The sequence below is a fragment of the uncultured Ferrovibrio sp. genome (assembly GCF_937960835.1).
Lineage (GTDB): Bacteria > Pseudomonadota > Alphaproteobacteria > Ferrovibrionales > Ferrovibrionaceae > Ferrovibrio.
Genome location: NZ_CALGPC010000003.1, coordinates 245,434 through 264,262 on the forward strand (window position 1 = coordinate 245,434; position 18,829 = coordinate 264,262).

16 protein-coding genes are annotated in these 18,829 nt (G+C 63.0%); 10 read left to right on the plus strand and 6 right to left on the minus strand.

Annotated elements, in window-relative coordinates; translation table 11 throughout:
• Window positions 1-15 precede the first annotated feature (15 nt).
• The 4 genes from Q0603_RS03510 to Q0603_RS03525 all read left to right on the plus strand — a co-directional run bounded on the left by Q0603_RS03510 (window position 16) and on the right by Q0603_RS03525 (window position 4,456).
• On the plus strand, window positions 16-1,404 hold the full coding sequence (locus Q0603_RS03510; RefSeq protein WP_298722119.1) for an amidase: 1,389 nt from the start codon (window positions 16-18) through the stop codon (window positions 1,402-1,404).
• Between the two features lie 126 nt (window positions 1,405-1,530).
• Complete coding sequence (gene hutC / locus Q0603_RS03515) at window positions 1,531-2,301, plus strand: histidine utilization repressor (protein ID WP_298722122.1); 771 nt, start codon at window positions 1,531-1,533, stop codon at window positions 2,299-2,301.
• Window positions 2,302-2,326: 25 nt separating this feature from the next.
• Window positions 2,327-4,000, plus strand: a complete 1,674-nt coding sequence (hutU, locus tag Q0603_RS03520) for a urocanate hydratase (protein ID WP_298722125.1) — start codon at window positions 2,327-2,329, stop codon at window positions 3,998-4,000.
• A gap of 69 nt (window positions 4,001-4,069) precedes the next feature.
• Window positions 4,070-4,456, plus strand: coding sequence for a hypothetical protein (locus Q0603_RS03525; protein ID WP_298722127.1), 387 nt, complete (start codon window positions 4,070-4,072; stop codon window positions 4,454-4,456).
• 56 nt (window positions 4,457-4,512) lie between these two features.
• Here the strand turns inward: Q0603_RS03525 and Q0603_RS03530 are convergent, their stop codons facing one another.
• A complete protein-coding gene (locus Q0603_RS03530) occupies window positions 4,513-7,578 on the minus strand; it encodes an efflux RND transporter permease subunit (protein WP_298722130.1) in 3,066 nt (1,021 codons plus the stop codon).
• A gap of 2 nt (window positions 7,579-7,580) precedes the next feature.
• Entirely contained in the window at window positions 7,581-8,687 is a 1,107-nt protein-coding gene (locus Q0603_RS03535; RefSeq protein WP_298722133.1) for an efflux RND transporter periplasmic adaptor subunit, read from the minus strand.
• A 158-nt stretch (window positions 8,688-8,845) separates the two neighbouring features.
• Between Q0603_RS03535 and Q0603_RS03540 the strand changes: the two genes are divergently transcribed.
• Window positions 8,846-9,505, plus strand: coding sequence for a TetR/AcrR family transcriptional regulator (locus tag Q0603_RS03540; RefSeq protein ID WP_298722136.1), 660 nt, complete (start codon window positions 8,846-8,848; stop codon window positions 9,503-9,505).
• Between the two features lie 25 nt (window positions 9,506-9,530).
• Here Q0603_RS03540 and Q0603_RS03545 read toward each other — a convergent pair whose 3' ends face one another.
• A complete protein-coding gene (locus Q0603_RS03545; protein ID WP_298722139.1) occupies window positions 9,531-11,285 on the minus strand; it encodes a glucan ABC transporter ATP-binding protein/ permease in 1,755 nt (584 codons plus the stop codon).
• Between the two features lie 150 nt (window positions 11,286-11,435).
• Between Q0603_RS03545 and Q0603_RS03550 the strand changes: the two genes are divergently transcribed.
• The 5 genes from Q0603_RS03550 to rimO all read left to right on the plus strand — a co-directional run bounded on the left by Q0603_RS03550 (window position 11,436) and on the right by rimO (window position 15,503).
• Entirely contained in the window at window positions 11,436-12,752 is a 1,317-nt protein-coding gene (locus Q0603_RS03550) for an amidase (protein ID WP_298722142.1), read from the plus strand.
• A 193-nt stretch (window positions 12,753-12,945) separates the two neighbouring features.
• Window positions 12,946-13,164, plus strand: a complete 219-nt coding sequence (locus Q0603_RS03555; protein WP_298722145.1) for a winged helix-turn-helix transcriptional regulator — start codon at window positions 12,946-12,948, stop codon at window positions 13,162-13,164.
• Window positions 13,165-13,364: 200 nt separating this feature from the next.
• Window positions 13,365-13,619 carry a hypothetical protein gene (locus Q0603_RS03560; RefSeq protein WP_298722148.1) on the plus strand — a complete coding sequence of 85 codons (255 nt, stop codon included), beginning with the start codon at window positions 13,365-13,367 and terminating at the stop codon, window positions 13,617-13,619.
• On the plus strand, window positions 13,604-14,116 hold the full coding sequence (locus Q0603_RS03565) for a transcription termination/antitermination NusG family protein (RefSeq protein WP_298722151.1): 513 nt from the start codon (window positions 13,604-13,606) through the stop codon (window positions 14,114-14,116). Before Q0603_RS03560 ends, Q0603_RS03565 begins: the two co-directional genes overlap by 16 nt.
• 43 nt (window positions 14,117-14,159) lie before the next feature.
• Window positions 14,160-15,503, plus strand: coding sequence for a 30S ribosomal protein S12 methylthiotransferase RimO (gene rimO, locus Q0603_RS03570; protein ID WP_298722154.1), 1,344 nt, complete (start codon window positions 14,160-14,162; stop codon window positions 15,501-15,503).
• Window positions 15,504-15,579: 76 nt separating this feature from the next.
• On the opposite strand, the gene Q0603_RS03575 is transcribed toward rimO, so the two are convergent.
• The 3 genes from Q0603_RS03575 to Q0603_RS03585 form a co-directional block, all read right to left on the minus strand.
• Window positions 15,580-16,638: a glycosyltransferase gene (locus Q0603_RS03575; protein WP_298722157.1), complete on the minus strand. Its 1,059-nt coding sequence runs from the start codon at window positions 16,636-16,638 to the stop codon at window positions 15,580-15,582.
• Between the two features lie 194 nt (window positions 16,639-16,832).
• On the minus strand, window positions 16,833-17,975 hold the full coding sequence (locus tag Q0603_RS03580) for a glycosyltransferase family 4 protein (RefSeq protein WP_298722161.1): 1,143 nt from the start codon (window positions 17,973-17,975) through the stop codon (window positions 16,833-16,835).
• Entirely contained in the window at window positions 17,972-18,625 is a 654-nt protein-coding gene (locus Q0603_RS03585; RefSeq protein WP_298722164.1) for a glycosyltransferase family 4 protein, read from the minus strand. The genes Q0603_RS03580 and Q0603_RS03585 overlap by 4 nt, the downstream gene beginning before the upstream one ends.
• Between the last annotated feature and the right edge of the window lie 204 nt (window positions 18,626-18,829).

Genomic DNA, 18,829 nt, shown 5'->3' on the forward strand with positions numbered 1-18,829 from the left:
GGAAGAAAAAGAAAGATGACTGCATTACACGATCTGTCGGCGCATGACCTTTGGCTGGCTTATCGCACCGGCCGCCTTTCGCCGGTGGAGGTCACCAAGGCGGTGCTGAAGCGGATCGAGGCCTGGGAGCCGAAGATCAACGCCATGTACATCACCGATGCCGAAGGCGCGTTGAAGGCCGCCAGGGCATCCGAGCAGCGCTGGCGCAAGGGCGAGCAGCTGTCGCCGCTGGACGGCGTGCCGATCACGATCAAGGACAATATCGGCACCAAGGGCTGGCCCGCGCCGATCGGCACGGCGGCCGGCGACCTGTCTCCCGGCCCAGTCGATGCGCCGCCGACTGCGCGGGTGCGCGAAGCCGGCTGCGTCATCCTGGGCAAGACCACGATGCCCGATTTCGGCATGCTGGCCTCGGGCGTGTCCAGCCTGCATGGCATCTCGCGCAATCCCTGGAACACGGCGCGCAACACGGCAGGCTCGTCCTCGGGCGCGGGCGCGGCCTTGGCCGCCGGCTACGGCCCGCTGGCGCTCGGCACCGATATCGGCGGCAGCGTGCGCCTGCCGGCGGCTTACAACGGCGTCTTCGCCCTCAAGCCGAGCCTCGGCCGCGTGCCGATCAATCCGCCCTGGCTGGGCCGCGTTACCGGCCCGATGAGCCGCACGGTGATGGACACGGCGCTGCTGATGAACCATCTCACCCGGCCCGATCCGCGCGACTACATGGCTTTGCCGTATCAGGAGGCGGATTACCCCAAACTGCTGGGCGGCGAGGCCAAGGGCAAGCGGATCGGCCTGCTGCTCGATATCGGCGTCGGCATGCCGCTGCAGCCTGCGATCCGCGACGCGATCGAGCGCGCCGCCAAACTGTTCGAGGCTGCCGGCGCCATCGTCGAGCCGGTAAAGCCTTTCCTGACCGCAACGATGACGCAGGGGCTGGATAGCGTCTTCCGCGCCCGTGCCTGGGCCGATTTCGAGCAGATGCCACCCGAGCGCCAGGCCAGGGTCCTTCCCTTCATCGCCGAATGGTGCCGCACCGCCAAGGACATGACGGCCGCCGAGGCCATGCGCGGCCTGGGCCAGGTCTTTGCCTTGCGCGAGGCGACGGTGAATGCCTGCGAGCCCTATGATTTCGTCCTGTCGCCCACCTCGCCGATCACGGCCTATGCCGCCGAGGAGGCCTGCCCGGGCAACGATCTGGAGCATCCCTTCGACCACCTCGTCTTCACCGCGCCCTTCAACATGTCGGAGCAGCCGGCCGCCTCGATCTGCGCCGGTTATGACGGGGAAGGCCTGCCGATCGGCCTGCAGATCATCGGGCACCGGTTCGACGATATCGGCGTGCTGCGCATGGCGGCCATTTTCGAGGAAATCCGCCCGGCACTACGCCCCTGGCCGGAGCCCTGATTCCCCACCCTGGCCTAAGCCTGTGAACCGAAATCCCAGCCGGGCGCCCGGCTGGACTTGTATATACAATTGAACCTATACTGCCCCGAGACGCATCTGAAGGCGCGATTACGGGGCGGGAGAGGCATGTCCGAGGCAAGGCCGAATGCAGAAAGCCTGAACGGGCCGACGCCGCGCTACCGGCGGGTCAAGGAATACATCGTCAAGCATATCGAGTCCGGCCAGTGGCGGGCCGGCGACCAGGTGCCGTCCGAGAGCACCCTGGTGCGCGAGCTCAAGGTCAGCCGCATGACGGTGAACCGCGCGCTGCGCGAGCTGACCCATGAGGGCCTGCTGCTCAGGGTGCAGGGCACCGGCACTTTCGTCGCCGAGAAGCGGCCGATGTTCAACCTGGTCGAATTGCGCAACATCGCCGAGGAGATCCGCGAGCGCGGCCAGCGCCATACCTGCCAGGTCGAACTGCTGCGAAGCGAAAAGGCGGATGCCGAGATTGCCCGCGACCTTGGCATCGATCCCGGTGCGGCGGTCTATCATTCGATCCTTGTGCATCTGGCCGATGGGGTGCCGCTGCAGGTGGAAGACCGCTTCGTCAATCCCGCCACGGCGCCTGGCTATCTCGAAGCCGATTTCAGCACCGTAACGCCAAATGAATTTCTCATGCAGGCAGCGCCCGCCACCGAGGTCGAGCATATCGTCGAGGCCACCATGCCCGATGCCCGCACGCGGCGCCTGCTCAAGATGAAAGACGGCGAGCCTTGCCTGCGGCTCAAGCGCCGCACCTGGTCGGGGGAGCGGATCGTTTCAGCGGCGACGCTGCATTACCCCGGCCATGCCCATCGCTTCGCCACCCGGTTTTCCCACCGCGCCGATGGCACGTCCAAACGGTCGTATCTATAGCGCATCGCATTTGTGAAGAGGTTCCATGTCTGCCGACCTGCGCCGTGACAATTCCCGCCTGATCAAAAGCCCGCACGGACCGGAGCTGACCTGCCGCAACTGGCAGATCGAGGCCGCCTATCGCATGATGCGCAACAACCTCGATCCGGATGTGGCCGAGAAGCCGGAAGAGCTGGTCGTCTATGGCGGCATCGGCCGCGCCGCGCGCAACTGGAAGTATTTCGACCAGATCCAGGAAAGCCTGAAGCAGCTGGCGCCCGACGAAACCCTGCTGGTGCAATCGGGCAAGCCGGTCGGCATCTTCCGCACCCATGAGGATGCGCCGCGCGTACTGATCGCCAATTCCAACCTGGTGCCGAACTGGGCGACCTGGGAGCATTTCCACGAGCTCGACCGCAAGGGCCTGATGATGTACGGCCAGATGACGGCCGGCTCCTGGATCTATATCGGCAGCCAGGGCATCGTGCAGGGCACGTATGAAACCTTCGTCGAGATGGGCCGCCAGCATTACGGCGGCAACCTGAAGGGCCGCTGGATCCTCACCGCAGGCCTTGGCGGCATGGGCGGCGCCCAGGCTCTGGCCGCCACCATGGCCGGCGCCTCGATCATTGCCATCGAATGCCAGCCCTCCCGCATCGAGATGCGGCTGCGCACGCGCTATCTCGACGCCCAGGCCAAGACGCTGGATGAAGCGCTGGCCATGCTGGATGACGCGAAGAAAGCCGGCAAGGCGATCTCCATCGGCCTGCTTGGCAATGCCGCCGAAATCCTGCCCGAGATGGTCAAGCGCGGCATCCGCCCCGATGCGGTGACCGACCAGACCAGCGCCCACGATCCGCTGAACGGCTATCTGCCAGCCGGCTGGAGCCTGGAGAAATGGGAGCAGGCGCGCGAGCAGGACCCGCAGGCCGTGATCAAAGCCGCGAAGGCCTCGATGGCCGAGCATGTGAAGGCGATGCTCGCCTTCAAGGAAATGGGCATTCCGGTTTTCGACTATGGCAACAACATCCGCCAGATGGCCAAGGAAGTGGGCGTCGCCAACGCCTTCGACTTCCCCGGCTTCGTGCCGGCCTATATCCGGCCGCTATTCTGCCGCGGCATCGGACCGTTCCGCTGGGCGGCGCTGTCGGGCGATCCGGAAGACATCGCCAGGACCGATGCCAAGGTTAAGGAGCTGATCCCAAACGATCCGCATCTGCATACCTGGCTCGACATGGCGGGCAAGCGCATCGCCTATCAGGGCCTGCCGGCGCGCATCTGCTGGGTCGGCCTGGGCCAGCGGCATCGGCTGGGCCTTGCCTTCAACGAGATGGTGAAGAACGGCGAGCTGAAGGCGCCCATCGTGATCGGCCGCGACCATCTCGACAGCGGCTCGGTCGCCTCGCCCAACCGCGAAACCGAAGCCATGAAGGACGGCTCGGATGCCGTTTCTGACTGGCCGCTGCTGAATGCGCTGCTCAACACGGCGTCCGGCGCAACCTGGGTGTCGCTGCATCATGGCGGCGGCGTCGGCATGGGATTTTCGCAGCATGCCGGCGTGGTCATCGTTGCCGACGGCACCGAGGCGGCCGCGAAGCGCCTGGAGCGCGTGTTGTGGAACGACCCGGCCACCGGCGTCATGCGCCATGCCGATGCCGGCTATGAGACGGCGATTGCCTGCGCCAAGGAACAGGGCCTGAAGCTGCCGTTTCTCGGCTGAACCGGCAGTTTGATCTAGGCAGCTTCGCCTATTTGGTGTTTGCTGCCTGGATCATTGACCGGAGCCATCGTGACGCCTTCGCTTTTCCTTCGCCGCCACGGCCGGACGCTTGCCGTATTGGCAGTGCCGGTGCCTGTGGTGATCGGTCTCGTTTTCCTGATCTGGCCCCAGCTTGGCGCAGAGACGGCCTATTACACCCCGGGTGTGACGCCGACGCGCGAGGATTGCGCCCTGGCCAAAATGAAGGACTACGCCCGGCTGGACCGGCAGATCCTGCTCAACATCGCACAGGAATGCGAACTGACGGTGCAAAGCATCGAAGGGCATGAGCGGCTGCGCAAAGCCTGGGAAGAGCGCCAGGCCGCACGCCAGGCAGAACCCAAGCCTGCCCCAGCCGCCCCGGCGCCAGAGCCTGACACGCCGCAGGGCGACACGCTGCGCCGCGTCTGGCGCTGAGCGCAGCTCAGGCTCAGCCCTTCAATCAATCGAAAAGATTTGCGATCCGGCCAAGATCACTCGGCCGGATGCGCCTCGGCTTCCGCCAGGGCCAGCTTGCTGCGGTCACGCGCCAGCAGGGTATAGGCCGTGGGAACCACGAACAGCGTCAGCAGAGTGCCGAGCAGCAGGCCGCCGACGATGACAAGGCCGATCTGGTTGCGGCTTTCCGCGCCAGCGCCGGTCGCCATCGCCAGGGGCAGCGCGCCCAGCACCATGGCCGCCGTGGTCATCAGGATCGGGCGCAGACGCAGCGAGGCCGCTTCGATCACCGCATCCAGCCGGCTGCGCCCCTGCTCCTGAAGCTGGTTGGCGAATTCCACGATCAGGATGCCGTTCTTGGTGATCAGACCGACCAGGGTGACCAGTCCCACCTGGCTGTAGATGTTCATCGTGCCGCCGCCCAGCTTCAGCGCCAGCAGAGCGCCGGTCATGGAGAGCGGCACCGTCAGCATGATGATGAAGGGATCGATGAAGCTTTCGAACTGCGCCGCCAGCACCAGATAGATGAAGATCAGCGCGAGCACGAAGATGAAATAGATGTCGCCGGTGGCCTGCTTGAACTCGCGGGACTGGCCGTTGTAGTCGATCTGCACGCCCGGCGGCAGCACCTTGCGCGCAGCTTCCTCCAGCTGCGCCAGCGCCTCGCCCTCGGAATAGCCCGGCGCCACGTTGGCGGTGATATCGGCCGCACGCATCTGGCTCATGCGCGTCAGTTCGCGCGCCGTCAGCGACTCACGCACATCGACCAGATTGGACAGCTGGACCATCTGCCCGCTGCTCGAGCGGACATAGATCTTCGACAGATCCTCCGGCGTCGTGCGCTCGACATTGGCGACCTGAACGATGACTTCGTACTGCTTGCCGTTCTGCTTGAAGCGCGTCACCTGGCGGCCGCCCAGCATGGTTTCGAGCACGCGGCCAATCGTTTCGACCTCGACGCCCAAGTCGGCCGCCTTGTCGCGATTGACCGAGACCTTGACCTCAGGCTTGTTCAGCTTCAGGCGCGTATCGATATTGGTCAAAGCGGGATATTTCGACGCCTCGATCATCACCTGCTGCACCAGGCGGTCCAGCTCGTCGTAATCCATGCTGGCCTGCAGAACGATCCAGATCGGCGCCGAGCGCAGGTTCTGTCCCAGCGACGGCGGATTGTTCACGAAGCCCTGCACGCCGGCCAGCTCGCGGAACTTCGGGGCCAGTTCGTTGACGATGTCCTGCTGCTTGCGGCTGCGGTCATCCCAATGCGTCAGGCGGGTGAACGACACGCCCTGCGAGACGATCGGGTTGCCGGCCACCACGAAGCGGGACTGCGCTTCCGGCACCTGCTCGACGATCGATTCCACCTGCCTGGCGTAACGCTCCATATAGCCGATGGTGGCGCCTTCCGGGCCGTTGAAGCTGCCGATCACGGTGCCGCGATCCTCGATCGGCGACAGTTCCGGCTTGATGCCGAGAAACAGGAAGTAGCTGCCCGCCGCAAAGCCCAGGCCCACCAGGATGACGCCGAGGCGCAGCTTCAGCGAGGCGCGCAGGATGCGGCTATATCCGTCGGTCAGTCCATTGAGCGCCCGCTCCACCAGATTGAACAGCGCGCCATGCTTGGCTTCATGGCGCAGCAGGCGCCCGCACATCATCGGGCTGAGCGTCAAGGCGATGAAGCCCGATACCAGAACGGCGCCGGCCAGCGCCCAGGCGAATTCGGTGAACAGCCGCCCGGTGGTGCCGCTCATGAAGCCGATCGGCGCGTAGACGGCGGCAAGCGTCAAGGTCATCGCCACCACGGCGAAGCCGATCTCCTTGGCCCCCTTGAAGGCGGCCTGCAGCGGCTTCATGCCCTCTTCGATATGGCGGTAGATGTTCTCCAGCACCACGATGGCGTCGTCGACCACCAGGCCGATGGCCAGCACCATGGCCAGCAGGGTCAGCGTGTTCACCGTGAAACCCATCGCCGACATGATGGCAAAGGCACCCAAAAGCGAAGTCGGAATGGTGACGACCGGGATCAGCGTCGCGCGCAGGTTCCGCAAAAACAGGAAGACGACGCCGACCACCAGCAGCACCGCCTCGCCAATGGTGCGGTAGACCGAGTTGATCGAGGCACGGATGAAAATGGAGGTGTCATAGGCGATTTCCGCGCGCATGCCTTCGGGCAGGCTGGCGAGGATGGCGGGCAAGGCCTCGCGGACGCCTTCAGAGATGTCCAGCGGATTGGCGACCGCCTGCTTCACGATGCCAAGCGAGACGGCCGGCTTGCCGTTGAAGCGGACGCTGACGCGCTCGTCCTGCGGCCCGATCTCGGCGCGGCCGACATCCTTGATGCGGACGGGATAGCCGTTGACCTCGCGCACGATGATGGCGTTGAACTGCTCGGCGGTACGCAGATCGGTTTCCGACAACACGGTGAATTCCATGTTGCTGCTTTCGATGCGGCCGGCCGGCACTTCGACATTCTGCCGCCGCAGAGCGGTTTCGACATCCTGCGGCGTCAGGTTGTAGGCGGCGAGCCGCGCCGGATCGAGCCAGATGCGCATCGCATAGCGGCGCTCGCCGAAAATCCTCGCCTCGGCCACACCGGGGATGGATTGCAGGCGGTCCTTGACGAAGCGGTCGGCATAGTCGGTCAGCTCCATCGCCGAATGCCGGTCGGAGGAAAACGCGATGTAGAGCACCGGCTGGGCATCCGCCTCCACCTTGGAGACGATCGGCTCGTCGATCTCATCGGGCAGCTTGCCGCGCACGCGGCTCACCCGGTCGCGCACATCGTTGGCCGTCGATTCCGCATCCCGCGACAGCTTGAAGCGCACCACGACCATGCTGCGCTCGGGGCGCGTAATCGAGCGGACGAAGTCGATGCCCTCGATGCCGGCGATCGATTCCTCCAGCACGCGGGTCACCTGGCTTTCGATGACTTCCGCGCTGGCGCCGCGATAGATGGTTTCGACCAGCACCACCGGCGGGTCGATATTGGGATATTCGCGGACCGACAGGCGGCTGAAGGCCACCAGGCCGATCAGCACCACCACCAGACTGAGAACCGTAGCGAAAACCGGACGTCGGATGCAGATCTCGGAGATTCCCATGATCAGGAACCCCGGATCTCGGAAGCGCGGACATATTGCCCGTCACGGATTTTCTGGCCACCCTCGGCGATGATCTGATCGCTGGCGCTCAGCCCCTCCAGCACCTCCACCTCGCCGGCACGGCGCAGGCCGATACGCAGCTTGGTCATCACGGCTTTGCCGTCTATGACACGGAAGGCGAAGATGTCGTTGCCGACCGGCACCAGGGCGGTTTCGGGCACCAGAACCGCATTGGCGCGGTCCTCCACGATCAGCGACACGCGCGCGAACATGCCCGGATTGAGCTGCTTGTTCGGATTGGGCAGACGCGCGCGCAGGATGGCCGCACGACCGCCCGGATCGAAAGCCGGATCCATCGCATAGACCTTGCCCTCGAAGCTCTTGCCCGGCAGCGCGTCGACCCGCACCTGGATGGTCTGGTTGACGGCGATCAGATGGGCATGAACCTCCGGGATGCGGAAGTCGACCTTCAGCTGATCCAGGCTTTCGATATTCACCAGGGCCTGGCCGGGATTGACGTAATCGCCCACACTGATCTGCCGCAGGCCCATGACGCCATCGAAGGGCGCCACGATGGTGCTCTTGTCCAGCACCGCCTGGGCCAGCGCCAAAGCGGCTTCGTCGGTCGCCAGCTTGGCCAGCGCCTCTTCATGGGCGCGCTGCGTGCCGGCGCCGCGGCCGAACAATTCCTTAGCGCGGTTGAAGTTCGCCTGGCTCAAGGCGACGCTGGCCTTGGCCTGGGCGAGCTGGGCCCGGGCAATGGTGGCATCGAGTTTGATCAGCGGCGCACCGCGTTTGACCGGCGTTCCTTCGTCGAACAGGATTTCCACCACGCGGCCAGCGATCTCGGGGCGCAGGATCACGGACTCGTCGGAGACCAGGCTGCCAACCGCCTCGATCTGCTGACGCACGCGGCCCAGGCTGACCGGCCGGATATCGACCGGGATGGGATTATGCTGGCTGCCCAGCTGGGCGCCGGCCGGACCTGTTGCCGATCCCGTCGCCGACGGCGTCAGGGCCGCCTTGATCTCCGGCCCGAAGAGCATTCCACCGAAAACGCCGGCTGCCACCAGAACCAGGGCAACCCCCATCGCATAGGACTTTTTCATACTTTCCCCGCCTACGAGACATCCAGTCCGGGCAATGCATACATCCAGTCTGGGCAATGCATAGCGTGTGCCGGTCGAAGGAGCTGCCTCGCGCATCCCTAACCTGAAGCAATAATTATACTGTAGAGTTCAGAAAATATGAAATACACATGAATGTCATGCGACGGCAAAAACTGAAGCAAGCCCCCGGCAAAAGCGGCGCGGCCAAGGCGGTGCGCCGGGGCAGGCCGGTCGATGCCCGAAAACACGCCAAAATCCTGGCGGCGGCCAACCGGGTATTTCTGGAGCAGGGCTATGGCGCGGCCAGCATGGATTTGATCGCCCGGCAGGCCGGCGTCTCCAAAATCACCATCTATGCCCATTTTTCAAACAAGGCGACGCTATTTGGCGCAATCGTGGAAGATCTCGCCGCCCGGCTGACCCGGGCGATCGACCAGTTGGCCATTGCCGGGCTGCAGCCGGAACAGGCGCTGCGGCGCGTCGGCGCGGCCTATCTGCGGTTGGCCCTGGCTTCCAGCTCGCTTGCGCTGCACCGGCTGATCGTTGCTGAAACCGCCCGCCACCCCGAGCTCGGCCAACTGATCCATCGCAGCGGACCGCAAATGATCGTCGCCACCCTGGCCAGCTATCTGGCCGGGCGGGCGGAACTGAAACTGAGCAATCCCAAACTGGCGGCCGAGCAGTTCCTTGGGATGGTGCTCGGCCATCGCCAGCTCGGCCTGCTGCTGGGCGCCATGCCGGCGGCCAAGACCCGCAAGACGATCGATCAGACCGTCGACCACGCCGTGCGGCTTTTCCTCAAGGGCTGCCAGCGATAGGCGCGATCATGGCCGCATTCGGCCGTCAATGCGCGCCGGCGAACTGCGTGCGCACCAGATCGGCAAACAGGCCGCCCTGTTCGACCAGCTCGTCGAAACTGCCGCGCTCGACGATGCGGCCCTGGTTCAGCACCAGGATCTGATCGGCCTGACGCACCGTTGCCAGCCGATGCGCAATGATGAAGGTGGTGCGCCCCTGCATCAGCGTATCCAGTGCCTGCTGGATGCGCGCTTCCGTTGCCGCATCGAGGGCAGAGGTTGCTTCATCCAGAATCAGGATCGGCGGGTTCTTCAGCAGCGCGCGGGCAATCGCCAGCCGCTGGCGCTCGCCGCCGCTGACATTCACGCCGCGCTCGCCCACCATCGTCGCATAGCCCTGCGGCTGGCGCATGATGAAGTCATGCGCTTGCGCAAGCTTGGCTGCCTGCTCAACTTCGGCATCGGTTGCCTCCGGCCGGCCGATGCGGATGTTGTCGGCAATCGTGCGATGAAACACGGCGCTGTCCTGAAAGACCACGCCGATATGCTGGCGCAGGCTTTCCAGCGTCACATCGCGGATATCGACACCATCGATCAGGATGCGGCCCGATTGCGGATCCCATAGCCGGCTGAGCAGGGCCATCGACGAGGTCTTGCCTGAGCCGGTCGGGCCGACGAGCGCCACCTTGGTGCCGGCAGGCACTTCGAAGGTGAGATCGATCACCGCCGGGCGCGCATCGTTGTAGGACAGCGTAACGTGATCGAAAACGACATCGCCCTTCACATTGCTCAGCACCGCTGCGCCGGGCTTGTTGCGCACTGCCGCCTCGGTATCGAGGACACTGAAGAACTGATCGAGCGAATGCATCTGGAAGAACATGCGGCTGACGAAGCCCATCGCCGCCTCCAGGCGGCTGATCAGCATGGTGGCGAAGCCCATGAAGCTGACGATCTCGCCGACGCTCGTTTGGCCATGCAGATGCAGCCAGCTTCCCAGCACGAAAATGCTGATAATCGTGATGGTGGACGCCATGCGGCTTAAGACCGTCATCAGCGCCCAGAGATTCAGCACCGGGAATTGCGCCTTCAGCAGACGCTCCATCACCACGGCAAGATCACGCACCTCCAATGCCAGGCGCACGAAACTCTGCACCAGCACGACATTGCCCAAGGCGTCGCCGGCACGGGCCGCCAGTTCGGAGTGATAATCCTCCACCTGGCGCTGGGCGCCCTCGGTGCGATGCACGACGAAGGCGCTGACGAGCGCGAAGACGATGATGAGCGCGATCAGCAGCAGGCCAAGCCGCCAGTTCAGATACAGCGACAGCGGCAGCAGGACGAGCACGGCGACGAAAGTCGACAGATGCTCGCGGAAGAAGGACAGCCACAGGCCGAACAGGTTGTCGGCGCCGGTGAGCATGATCTTAAGCAGGGCGCCGGAATGGGTGCCGCTGTGGAAGGCGGCCGGCAGGCTCATGACATGCTCGAAATACAGCGCCATGGCGGCCAGCCGGCGCCGGTGCGCCAGCCGGTCGGCATGCAGGGCAACCAGGATATTGGCCAGGATGCCGATGCTGCCGGCCGCGATCCAGATCACCAGAAGCTGTATCGTGCGGCTCCAGCTCTCCTCCGGGGTGGCGCCGGTCGGATTGGCCAGCACATCGATGATGCGGCCGAACAGGATCGGTTCGATGAAGCCGATGCCGGCCAGGCCGATATTGGCAACCGCCAGGATCACCGCCAGACGGCGTTCCGGCTGCAACAGGCCCAGGACCCGGGCGTATATGGCGACAAAACCCATGGGTCCCCGCAATATTGGCGCTGCACGGCCATCTGGCTAGGTCCTGCCGGCCAGATGCCGCTGATTTAAGTCCTGGCGCCAAGTCTTGCCGCCGCCGGTGAATCGGCGATAGTGCCGGCCAGTCTACTTTCAGTCCCCGGAGAGATGTCCATGACGACCCGTAGCCGCGACCGCCTCGAAGCCTGCCTTAGCCGCATTGCGGACCCGAATGGCGAGGGCAGCCGCGCGATGCTGAAGGTCTATGCCGATCTGGCCCGCGCCGCCGCCGATGCGGCCGATGCGCGCGCCAAGCTCGGGATGAGCTTGAGCCCGCTGGATGGCCGGATCGTCAGCATCAAGGATCTCTTCGACGTGGCCGGGGAAACGACCACTGCCGGCTCCAAGCTGCTGCGCGGCATGGCGCCGGCAGCCAGCGAGGCACCCGCCATCGCCCGCCTGCGCGCTGCCGGCGCGGTGATTATCGGCAAGACCAACATGACCGAATTTGCCTTCTCCGGCGTCGGCATCAATCCGCATTACGGCACGCCGGGCAACCCGGCCGATCGCAGCCGCATCCCGGGTGGCTCTTCCTCGGGCGGCGCGGTGGCAGTGGCCGATGGGATGAGCGAGATCACCATCGGCTCGGATACCGGCGGCTCGACCCGCATTCCCGCCGCGATGTGCGGCATCGTCGGCTGGAAACCCAGCCAGTACCGGGTGCCGACCAAGGGCGCCTTCCCGCTTTCTTATGCGCTGGACAGCATTGGCCCGATGGCCACCAGCGTCGCCGACTGCGCGCTGGCCGACGCCGTCATGGCGGGCGAAGCGCCGGCTGTCCCGGTCCCGGCGCCGCTGGCCGGGCTGCGGCTTGGCATCGCCAAGGGGCCGCTGCTGGACGGCCTGGAGGCGGCGGTAAGCGACAGCTTCGAGGCGGCGCTGGCGGCGCTGAGCAAGGCCGGCGTGCGCTTCAGCGACGAGCCGCTGGAGGCGCTGGCAGATCTTGCCGTGGTCAATGCCAAGGGAGGCTTCGCCGCCACCGAGGCCTTCTACATCCACCAGGCCTGGATGGACAGCAAGGCGACGGAATTCGATCCCTTCGTGCGCGGCCGCATCGAGCGCGGCCGCAATGTCAGCGCTGCCGATTACATCTTCATGCAGCGCCGCCGGGCCGAGCTGATCAAGGCCATGGACCTGCGCCTGGCCGATCTGGATGCCTTGATCCTGCCGACCACGCCGATTGTGGCGCCGAAAATCGCCGATCTGGCCCATGACGAGGAGGCCTTTACCAAGGCCAACACGCTGCTGCTGCGCAACACCTCGGTTGCGAATTTCTTCGATCTGTGCGCGATCTCGCTGCCGCTGCCAAAGGGCCTGCGCAAGGGTGATCTCAATGTCGGCCTGATGCTGGTCGCCCGCAATGGCCATGATCAGCGCCTGCTGCGGATTGCGGGAGCGGTTGAGGCTCTTCTGGGCGGGCCGCATCGGTAATCCAGAGCCAAAGGACGGCTCCGGGCGCAGATGGTCTGGGCCAGCTGGCGCAATCGCAGGCATAGTCGCGGCGAACGGCGGATGTCGCCCGGTTTCGCATCAGTAGCTCCGGAGCGGGCAACCGCCTCGCCTTGCCCAGGATGCGAACTTCCTCGAATTGACTGACTGGGGGTGGAGCACCTATGTTCATATTATGAACAAGGAAGCTAAGATCGGAAGCGATCCTGCTGACAGCGCCACCATGGCGGCCCTGCTGGATGCCATTGATCGGACCGATCAGCACACCCAGCGCAGTCTGGCAGCACGCCTAGATATTGCCCTGGGGCTCGCCAATACACTGCTGAAACGCTGTGTTTCCAAGGGGTTAGTCAAGATCCGGACTGCCCCCCGCGGCGCTACGCCTATTACCTGACACCGAAGGGCTTTGCAGAGAAAAGCCGCCTGGTTGCTGAATACCTGACGGTTTCCCTGAATTTCTTCCGCCGGGCTCGCGGCCAATACGAAGATTCCTTTTCGGCTCTTGCTGCCCGCGGCATCCGGTCGGTTGCCATCGCCGGCTGCGGCGAGCTTGCCGAAATCGCTCTGCTATCTGCCTCCGCCGCCAACCTGGAGGTGACAGCAATCATCGCTGCCGGGCGTAACGAAGCCTACTTCCACGGCCGGCCGATCGTTGCCGATTGGGAAGCGGCGCAGAAACTGGGGGCGAAGGCCGTCGCGATTGCGGATTCGACCGCCCCTCAGACCGTCTATAACCAGCTTCGAAACCTGCTCTGTGATGAGTACCTGATCGCCCCGTCACTTCTGCACGTGGTACCGTCGAAAAACGGCACACCCTACGAGCCCGCACCCGAATGGCCAAAGCCATGACCGCCTGGTTCGCCGTCTACACCCAGCCACAGAAGGAAGCGCTGGCTGCACAACAGCTCCAGAACCAGGGCTTTGCGGTCTATCTGCCGCGTTACCAGAAACTGCGCCGGCATGCCGGAAAAAGCGAGATCGTCGCCGCACCGCTTTTTCCCCGCTACCTGTTTGCAGGCATCGATCTGATGACCCAGCGCTGGCGCTCGGTCAATGGCACGCGTGGGGTGGTGGGCCTTGTGATGTTCGGAGACAAGCCGGTCCCCGTGCCAGCCCCGGTCTTGGCGGAAATCCGCTCCCGCGAGGACGATCAAGGCTTCATTCGCCTCAATCACGCCGCCGCCTTTCAACCAGGCCAGAGCCTGCGCATCGTCGAAGGTCCGATGGCGGATACAGAGGCTCTGTTCGAGGAAGCCGTCGATGGCCGCCGCGCCATTTTGCTGATCTCCCTGCTGGGCCGCCTGGTACGAACCCAAATGCCGTTGAGATCGCTACAAGCGGCCTAACGGCCCTAGCCAGCTTGCCGATTCGGCCCTATAAGGCGCCGCCATGAGCAAAGCCCCTGCCCCGCAAACCGCCGCGCCCCCGAAAGTGGGCATCGTCAGTCTCGGATGCCCCAAGGCGCTGGTCGATTCAGAGCGCATCATCACCAAACTGCGTGCCGAGGGCTATGCGATCTCGGGCTCCTACGACGCCGCCGATGTGGTGCTGGTCAACACCTGTGGCTTCCTCGATAGCGCCAAGCAGGAATCGCTGGAGGCGATTGGCGAGGCAATGCAGGAAAACGGCCGTGTGATCGTCACCGGCTGCATGGGGGTTGAGGCCGAGAAGATCCGCAGCCTGTTTCCCGACGTGCTGGCGATCACCGGACCCCAGCAGTATGAAGCCGTGGTCGAGGCCGTCCATGAAGCTGTGCCGCCGGCGCATGATCCCTTCATCGATCTCATGCCACCGCAGGGCATCAAGCTCACCCCGCGCCACTATGCCTATCTGAAGATCTCGGAAGGCTGCAATCACAGCTGCAGCTTCTGCATCATCCCGAGCATGCGCGGCAAGCTGAAGAGCCGGCAGGCCAATGACGTGCTCTTTGAGGCCGAACGTCTGGTCCGGGCCGGCGTAAAAGAGCTGCTTGTCATCTCCCAGGATACTTCCGCCTATGGCATCGACCTCAAGCATGCCGAAAGCCAATGGCGCGAGCGCAAGGTCAAGGCACGACTGACCGAGCTTTGCGAGGCCATGGGCAGCCTAGGCGCCTGGGTGCGGCTCCATTACGTCTATCCATACCCGCATGTGGATGAGGTCATCCCGCTGATGGCCGAGGGCAAGCTGCTACCCTATCTCGACATCCCCTTCCAGCATGGCTCGCCGAAAATCCTCAAGGCGATGCGCCGCCCGGGCAATCAGGAAAAGGTTCTGCAGCGGATCAGTGCATGGCGCAGCATCTGCCCGGATCTGGTGATCCGCTCGACCTTCATCGTCGGCTTCCCCGGCGAGACCGAGGAGGAATTCCAGTTCCTGCTCGACTGGATGCAGGAAGCCCAGCTCGACCGCGTTGGCTGCTTCAAGTATGAAAACGTTGACGGTGCAGCCGCCAACGATCTGCCCGGCCATGTGCCTGACGATATCAAGCAGGAGCGCTGGGAGCGCTTCATGGCGGCCCAGCAGCAGATCAGCGCATCCCGGTTGAAGCGCTTTGTCGGACGCACATTGGATGTTCTGGTGGACGATGCCAAGAAAACCACCGCCACCGGCCGCTCTTATGCCGATGCTCCTGAGATCGACGGCGTGGTGAAGATCAGAAAGGCGATTGGCGTCAAGGTCGGTGACATCATCAAGGTCAAGATCGAAAAAGCCGATGCCTACGATCTTACCGGTACCGCTCTACCGGTTTAGCGCGCCACCAGCCCATAGCTTGAGCCGGGAACGAGGCTCAAGCGTTCAGGAACGCTATCGAAAAGTTGTGGCTGCGTCAGCGGCTGGTTAGCAAGGCAGCGACGATTGCGTTAAAGCGCTCGCCGACTGCATCCGACCGGAACTCGGCCGGCAGGAGCGAGGGGCGCAAGGAAGTCGGCGGCGCGGCAGGAACTTGTCGCATGACCTCTATGAATTCTTGTCCTGCAGGCACAATCACCACATTCATCAGCTCGCCGATACCTCCAGCCTCCGGGGTTGCGATGACCTTCACGCCGAGTGCCAGCGCTTCCAGGGCTGCATTTGGCATGCCTTCGTAGCGCGAGGGCATAAGGAAGGCGTCACTCCCGGCGATCCATGAAGCTGGATTGGGATCGTATCCCGGCAGACTGACCCGATCGCCAAGGCCCAATGAGTGGATCTGAGCATTCAATCGAGCGCGTTGTGAACCCTCACCCAGGATGACACAGTGACTGTCCTGCGGCATCTTCGCCATGAAGTCGATCAGCCGATCGAAGCCCTTGGCAGGCTCCAGCCGCCCGGCGGCCACGAAGCGGACCCCTTTGCCGGGGTGACGCCGCAGCGGTATTGCTGCTGCGCGGATCGCCATCTCATCCACCGGATTATTCAGACGCCTCAACTGATGTCGCGGAATACCAAGCTGCAGGAGATCATTTTCCATCCGCTCGGATGTGGCGATCACCAAGTCAGCACTGCCATAAAGCCGCGCGCCCAATCTCCCCCACACGGATTCCGGCGACAAGGATCTGGAAACGTCATTTGCCTCACGCACAATCAGGCGCGCCTGACCCAGCAATGGTCGTGCTGCCAGGAGCGGCAAATTGATATAGCTGAAGGTGGAATAGACAACAGCCGGTCGGATACGCCGCAAGCTGCGGATCAGCGGCAAAAAACCGCTGCGCAGTCGGCTGTGGTTAAGTCCAACCACTTCCAACGATTCCGAGACCTCCCCAAGCCGCGGCCCCTGCGGGTTGAGCACGATGAGAATCGGCTGGAACCGCTGTTGGTCGAGAAGCTTGAAAAGAGTGAGCGTTACGCGCTCAGCTCCACCGCCCGCGAAGGATGGCAGAATTGCGACAATGCGATGCCTGGTCATATTGCTCACGGTCCGGCAAGGAGCACTCGCGGCTAGCGAGCGCCGTAAAAGACGCATAGATGGTGGGCTTATTCCAACTGGTGGCGCTGGTTGCGACGATTGCCGTTCATATCGCGTCAATGCTGCCTGCCGGATGCTCTACAGCAAATCCACGCATTGCAGATCGGCATCAGCCAGCAACGCTACCAACTGATTCAAGCCGTTGTCTCTTCGCCAGGATTGCTGGCTGCTGTTTCACGCATGTCAAGCAGCTCCTCCCAGCGCGCAGCAACCGCCGTTATGCTGTCCTGAGCCACTCTCGCCCGTGCGGCCTCGCCGAGTTTCTTGCGCAGGCTGGCGTCGTCCATCAGGCGCTGCAGGCATGCTGCTAGATGCCTGCTGTCACCCGCGCGATAAACCAGGCCAGTCCGACCGTCCTCGACATAATCTAACGCTCCAGGCAAGCAGTCGGAAACGATGCAGGGCAGGCCGAAGGACATGGCTTCAAGCAATGCATTCGGAGTCCCCTCATACAAGGACGAAAGAACAAATATTCCAGCAGATTTATAAAAGGGCGATGGATCCCTAACGTTACCTAGAAGATCAACGATCGGGCCGATCCCCAACCCTCGCCCCTGCTGTATTAGCTCATCGCGAAGCGGGCCATCGCCCAAAATATTGAGCTGCCAGCCAGCAGCAGCGACATCAAGAAGGGACAAGGCCTGCAGTATCTGAATCTGCCCCTTTTGTGGGACGAGACGGCCCACATTTAGGATGATCCTGTTAGAGACCGGATCGGCCATGGTTTCCGGCAGGCTTACGGGATTGCGCACCACTGCAAGCCGTGCACGAGGGACATAGGACGACATTATCTCGACTGCGTGGGCGGAATTGGCAGTGATACGATCTGCAAAACGATAGAGCAAACGACGCAGAAAACGCCACTGGATTCCCGGATCCTGGCGCTGAGGATCGTTGCGTTCCGAAATGGCCAACGTCAGGCGAAGGCCGATAGACGCCAGGATAGCGAGAACATTCATGGGCGTCAGAAAGGCAATAACAGTCGCCGCATTCGCCCGGACCAATGCGCGGCGCAAGCGAATGATGCGACCTATGTTTGCGATCAATGCCGACCATGGATTGGCGGACGCCCGCACACCGCCGATGACAATGCGCTCGACACCAGCAGGTAGCTGATAGAAATCCTCATCCTTGTTGCGCAATGTTATTGCGACCACTCGCCGGCCCTGCCGAGACCAGTGTTCAAGCAGATTCACGGCAACCCTTTGAGCTCCGCCACCACCAAAGCCTTCAATAGCTATTGCAACAGCTCGCGATCGTGTGAACTCTGCACTCATCGCCGTATGGCTCTGTATACCTTCCTGACTTCGCTCGCATGCCGGGAGATCGAGAATCTCTGGCGAGCATATTCAAAAGCACTGGCGGCAATCTGTTTTGCTCTTTCGGAATCTCGCAGTAATGACGCGACTGCCTCGACAAAGGCATTCTTGTCGTCGGGAGGCACAAGCAGTCCCAATGATGGAGATCCTATAATCTCCGCGTTCCCCCCATCATTGGAGGCAACGACTGGCGTTCCGACAAGCATTGCCTCGATTAAGGTGCGACCAAAAGGTTCAGCTCGCGCCGGCGCAAGCAGCACATCACTCCCAGCAAGCCACGGCTCTATTGGGAAGCGCGCCCCGAGAATCTTGCATATATCCTGAATACCTGCTCTCTGGATTGCTTCCTCCACTTCCTGTCGTAGATCAGGGCGGGGATCGCCCAGCATGGGAAAAAATAGGTTTGCATCTAGTCGACGGCGCAATTCGGCTGCGCAGGCTACAAAGAACTCCGGACGTTTGCGTTTGATGAAATTTCCAACAAAGGTGACGATGTAAGTGTCGTGCGGCAACGCATATTCTTCAAGCAGGTGTTGGCGGGCCTGCATTCGATCTAATTGGTCGTCAATATCGAAGGGATTGTCGATGACCAGACAATCGCGAGCCATTCGCGGCGTCAGACAACGTCGACAGAATTCCGATACGGTAATCTTGGCATCAGCGAGTGCGGAGTAGAAGCCAAGCCTTCTGGAATTCTCAACAGAGCGCTGATGCCAAATCAAATTGATTCCAGCACTGGCCTGACCCCATAGGGTGGTCCGGTTTCAATCTTAGTTCATGATCGGCCTTGGGGCTATTGCCTGGGCAGATGA